This is a genomic window from Blastococcus sp. CT_GayMR20 (genome assembly GCF_004570345.1).
In genome coordinates, this window is record NZ_SPQM01000339.1 from 1 (window position 1) to 574 (window position 574).

At 65.5% G+C, this 574-nt stretch carries 1 protein-coding gene; it reads left to right on the plus strand.

All coding sequences use genetic code 11. From position 1 onward, the window contains the following. Positions 1-574 (plus strand): hypothetical protein (locus E4P40_RS27815; protein WP_209305567.1); only part of this gene is annotated, 574 nt, incomplete at both ends.

A 574-nucleotide genomic window follows, 5' to 3' on the forward strand; every position in this document is an offset into this window, starting at 1 on the left:
TCGCGGACTTCCGGCCGGATGCGATCCTGATCTCGCCCTCCGTCGATCGGCAATCGACGCCGCCCGGCAGCAAATGGCCAGACTGCCCTCCCCTCGAAGAGATCTATGCTGCGGCCCGCACCGCCTTCCCCGGCATGCGCATCGGCGGCGGCATGCTGAGCTATTTCACCGAACTCAACCGCAAGCGCGTGCCGGCAGGCGAGATCGACTTCGTCAGCCATTGCACCAATCCGATCGTGCATGCGGCTGACGATCTCAGCGTCATGCAGACATTGGAAGCGCTGCCCTCCATCACGCGCTCCGTCCGCGCGATCTACGGCGACAAGCCCTATCGCATCGGCCCGTCGACGATCCCGATGCGGCAGAACCCTTATGGCAGCCGCACGATGGACAATCCTGCGGGTGGACGTATTGCGATGGCCAACCGCGACCCGCGGCATAACGGGCTTTTCGCCGAGGCCTTTGCGCTCGGCTATGCGATCCGGGTGCTGGAGGCCGGTCTCGAATGCCTGACGCTTTCGGCGCTGACCGGTCCTTTCGGCCTGATCGCCGGGCCCGGTGAGCCGGTCGAGCA